The sequence below is a fragment of the Halalkalibacter akibai JCM 9157 genome (assembly GCF_000513135.1).
GTDB lineage: Bacteria > Bacillota > Bacilli > Bacillales > Bacillaceae_D > Halalkalibacter > Halalkalibacter akibai.
On record NZ_BAUV01000098.1, the window covers coordinates 1 to 4,813 of the forward strand.

Below are 4,813 nucleotides of genomic sequence, written 5' to 3' on the forward strand. Positions count from 1 at the left end.
GTACCCATGTATGATTCATTAAACCTTTGGGATAAAGGGGAGATGTTTAATTTGAGACAAACAGTTGTGTATATTCGTCAATCTCTAGATAGAAGAAAACAAAAGATTTCAGAAGTAATGCAAAAACAGGTTTGTAGGGATTTTGCGAAAAGAAATGGCTTTGTTATTCATGACTATTTCAGAGACATAAACGTATCTGGGAGAACGACTGAAATTGAGCAAAGGGCAGATCTAAAAAGGTTAATGGAAAAAGCGTCGGTTGGCGCAATTCAAAGAGTAATTGTATATAAACGCGATCGCTTATCGCGTGTTACAAGACAATACATGGAGATCATAGATCATTTTAAAAATTATGGCGTTGAATTGCTTTTTGCTGCAGACAACGAACCTCCATTCCTTGATGGTCCTATTGGAGAATTTATGGAACTAATTTTAGGGGGATTATCTCAAGCAGAAGCTGAGAACATTCAAAAAAAACTAATTGATTCTCGTAAGACAATTGTTAAGAACGATCCTTTTCGTTGGGCGGGGGGCTATCCGCCGTATGGATATAAGAGTGTTGATAAATCCTTACAAGTTAAGGAAGATAATAGGGAAGAAATAGAGACATTATTTAGCATTGTTGCAGAAAAGAAATTCAATTCAATTTTGGATTGTGTTAAAGAACTAAACAAACAGCTTAAAGATAAAAAGTATGATGCTAATAAACTTAAGGCGAGAATCAGAAACAGTGTTTATAAGGGTGTTCTGGTTCAGAGGGTTGGTGGTGAAGAATTTATAGGGGATGAAGATGATCCTAGTTTGAAAAAAATTGAGGAAAAAGAAAATGAGTTTGAATTTGCAGAAGAAATCACTAACCGACCAAAGTCCCGCCTTCCAATGAAGATTGTAGAGTCAGAACTATGGGAAAAAGCTAACGAAAATCTTAAAGAACTAATACTAAAAGAAGATGGAAAGAGTGGAAAAGCAACAGAGCCTTATTATTTATTAGGTAAAATTATGTGTAAAAAATGTAAAAACCCCCTATCTGTTTATTCCTCTAAACAAATTTATCGCTGCAAATGTAACAAAAGTCAGAAAGTAGATAAACAAGAGTTGGAGAAGGTAATTACCCAAAAGTTGGATGGGCATTGCAAAGAAATAATTGATATCCTCTATGAAGATTTAGTACAGGCTGAAAAAGTAAAGCAAGCAAAAAAGAAAACCTCAACAGCCACTGAAAAGAAAAAGATGGGCAGGAAATCGGATTATCTAACTAAGAAACTAGATGAAGAGATCAGTAAGAAAGAAAAATACATCTTGAAACAAAAAGATAAGCTGAAAAAATATGTTGACGAGTGGTTGGAGGTAAGAAATAGAGAATATCAAGAAAAAGTGTTGAAGCAGAGGTTTAAGATCAGCAAGGAAGAGGAAACTCTGGAAAAATTAAAAGTGCAAAAATATGAGAGAATTAAGCTTTTTTTAACCATTAAGGATAAAGCGAACGAAAAGTTATTTGCAATTAGAACAGAAGAATTAGTTACCTTAGCTGACCCGCTTTTCCTGGAATGGATTAATAAGATTGATTTTGATGCACTTGAAGAGAGTGTAGTTTGGTTTAAATATCCTTTTTATAATGATACAGATCACATCGGGGAGGTGAAAGTTACTTTTGCATCTAGACAGGAATGATTTAAAAGGTCGAAGAGTGGTATTCTACGGTCGGTATTCAACTGATAAGCAAGATATGGAAAAACAAAAAGAATATGTTCAGCAGTTCATGAAAGAATTTGGATGTGAAATAATAAAGAGTTACGAAGATCCTGAAACTTCAGGGAGGAAGATAAGGTATTACAAACGTAAGGGTTTAATGAGTCTTCTTAAAGATGCAGAGCAGGATAAATTTGATGATGTGGTCATAGCCAGTTATGATCGAATTTCTCGGAACCCGATAGACCATATTATATTAAGGGAAAGATTAAAGGATAAACGTGTTATCATTGCATCGACCAAAACATTCTATACTCCTACTAAGTCAGATGACTTCATCATGAATTTAGTATTAGATGGATTATCGAAATTTGAGGCTGATAATACAGCGCAGAGAACAAAAGACGTTGCTAAAGCATTAGTGAAACTAGGGAAATGGACAGGGGGGAAAACTCCGTTAGGATATTCTTATGATCCCCAAAAAAAGCAATTTAGTATAAGAAGTGATGAAGCAGAGGTAGTTCGAGATATTTTTAATAAATACAAACAAAAAAAGGGGTTTGCAGCAATTGCAAACGAATTGGAACACGAAGGAAAGTTAAAAGATGAAAAGGGAAATTCACTTAAATGGACAAAACATAGAATTAAGGATGTTATGACAAACCCCATTTACACGGGAAAATTTTCCACGCTCAGACGAAAGGAGAACTCTGGTTATTCACTTCACAGAAAGGAAGAATGGGTAGTAATTAAAGCAGATAAAAATTATAATTTACAACCAATCATTACACAAGAACTGTGGGATGAATGTTGGGATTTATATCAAGAGAAGCTTAGTAAACAAAAGGGGAAGATAAACAAGTATTACCCCGCTACTTACTATCTGAAGGGGATAATCAGTTGTGGTAACTGTGATCAAATACTTGCTAGTAAAGATTTTAGAAGTAAAAGGCGTGGGAAATTGTATGGAGCACGAATGTACCATTGTACTGTTTGCTTGAAATGCAAGAAGCAAGAATGTAGTTGTGAAAAGAAAGAAAAATGTAAGGTGAAAATTCAGTGCGATACGGTTGATAAACTCTTAAGTGAATTATGGTATGAGTTTATTACGGAAACTAATAACTTTAACGATATTGAACAAAAAATAATGGAAAATATCAAACTTGAGTTTGACCAAACTGTACAAAAATATAAAGAAAAAGAAACAATGATTGCTCACCTTAACGGAAAGATTACGAAACTAAAAGAGGAAAAGTCAAAATTAGTGCAACGGTTTGAATATCCTATTTTAAATGAAGATGATACGTCCCTTGAAGAACCATTTGAAAGTGAAGAGGTACAATTTATCCATGCTCTTGAGCTTGCCATTATCCAGTTTGAGGAAGATCTGCAAGTCCAAGAAGAAGATTTAATTAACCTAAAGTACGAGCAAAGGCATTTATATAATGTGAAAGAGGAAAAGAACTTACTTCACACCTATATTTTAAAGAAAAAGGCTTGCACATTTGAAGACTTAGACAATTATGAAAAAAGGGAATTTGCAACTAGTCTAATTCAGGGATTCGTAGTTGAGAGCAACTCGATAAAAATAAAAATGGTCGCACGGCCAGAGAAAACTCGTTACATTTTGTAAGGAGTTTTTTTAGTTACTATTTGGACAAGCTATCTGTTTTTATGACAGTAACTTTACTATATTAACTTTACTATTAATATTTAGATAATAACTTTACTAAAAATCTATTTATGGTAGTAACATTAAAAAATCACCACTCCATAAAGTTAAAATAAATTCACCTAATATGTTGATGCGAATGGCTAACAATTTTACTCTTCCTAGAATTTAAAATTTGTTTGCTTGAATTCGCATAATTTAATTTTTTTTTTATTATAATGAAAATAAAAATTTATTTTTAATTATTCATTATTTTTAGATTGAAAGGATCCCGCTGGAATAAAAAAATGTGAACTGTTCAGGTGTGTACTTAGAGTATGATAGCTCCTTGTGGAGCTACAGATTTCAGATTAATGTTTCTTAATTGCGAGTAAAAAATGAGATTTTTTTAAAATTGTTATGCTGTTGATTAATAACCAAATAACTTATTGTAAATTAATTTATAATAGCTCGTACTTAGTCCTCATTTGAGTTTGTTATCTTTCGAAACTTAAGGGTTAAATATTAGGTGAAATTAGACAATTTTTGATAACAATTGTACAACCCTAGTAAACTGGCCAAACCGTTGTTTTTTCGGTAAAAGGTTATAGGACAAGCCTAATTTACGGCGAAAGGGTAGTGGTTGGGATCCCTCCCATACCCTTTCGCCGTAACGAAATGACTGCATGTCCCAACAGGTATGGGGTTTGTCCAGTTTGTTGGTGGACAAGTTGTTTTGGTGTAACCTGGATCTCGGTACAAGGGTAATTTTATAAAAAAATTACGGTAGAAGGGTAAAGTTACATTTGTAAGTTTAATTGAGTAATGTTACAAATGTGTTATAAACTTGGGATTATAGATATAGATTGGATACTGAGGTTATTAAAGGGTTTATAATATATCGAGGATGAAGTACCTAAATTGAAAAACAACTAAAATGAGAATTTTAGTTCTTACTATCATAAAGTGCAGCGATAAAAAAAGGGGCCAAAGATGAAGTTTTTAAAAAGTGTTGAAAAAATAGTTATGATAGTTACTATTGCTGCTATTATTATTGGAACAATTGTAGGTGTTGTAACAACAGGGAAAATTAATGAGTTTATTAGAAGTATTAGTCAAATTAATTTCACAATCATTATTGGATTCGGTGCTATGGCTATAGCGTATGTTCCTTTGATATTGAGCCTGGGTCCTCGTTCTAGAGATTCATCTATGATAAAACTCTACAATTATCTAAGTTATTTACTAAGTTTTATAGCATGGAATATTGCTCTCCATTTTACATCTTTTATAAGTTTTGAAGGATGGGGGAGTGTGAAATTTGTTTTACTCACATTTACAATTGCATTCTTGATATTAACTATTTGGGCTAAATTTAAATTATTAAACACTGTATTTAAAAAGAAAACATTAAGTGAATAACTAAAAAAGCATTTATTGTTCCATTCTTAATGTAGCACATATGCCTTAATA

General features: G+C 32.6%; 3 protein-coding genes. All 3 read left to right on the plus strand.

Going from position 1 to position 4,813, the window contains the following annotated elements; all coding sequences use genetic code 11:
- Positions 1–51 precede the first annotated feature (51 nt).
- The 3 genes from JCM9157_RS22645 to JCM9157_RS22655 all read left to right on the plus strand — a co-directional run bounded on the left by JCM9157_RS22645 (position 52) and on the right by JCM9157_RS22655 (position 4,762).
- Positions 52–1,671, plus strand: a complete 1,620-nt coding sequence (locus JCM9157_RS22645; protein ID WP_158318638.1) for a recombinase family protein — start codon at positions 52–54, stop codon at positions 1,669–1,671.
- A complete protein-coding gene (locus JCM9157_RS22650) occupies positions 1,652–3,322 on the plus strand; it encodes a recombinase family protein (protein ID WP_035668718.1) in 1,671 nt (556 codons plus the stop codon). The genes JCM9157_RS22645 and JCM9157_RS22650 overlap by 20 nt, the downstream gene beginning before the upstream one ends.
- Positions 3,323–4,333: 1,011 nt before the next feature.
- Positions 4,334–4,762, plus strand: coding sequence for a hypothetical protein (locus JCM9157_RS22655; RefSeq protein ID WP_035668721.1), 429 nt, complete (start codon positions 4,334–4,336; stop codon positions 4,760–4,762).
- Positions 4,763–4,813 lie beyond the last annotated feature (51 nt).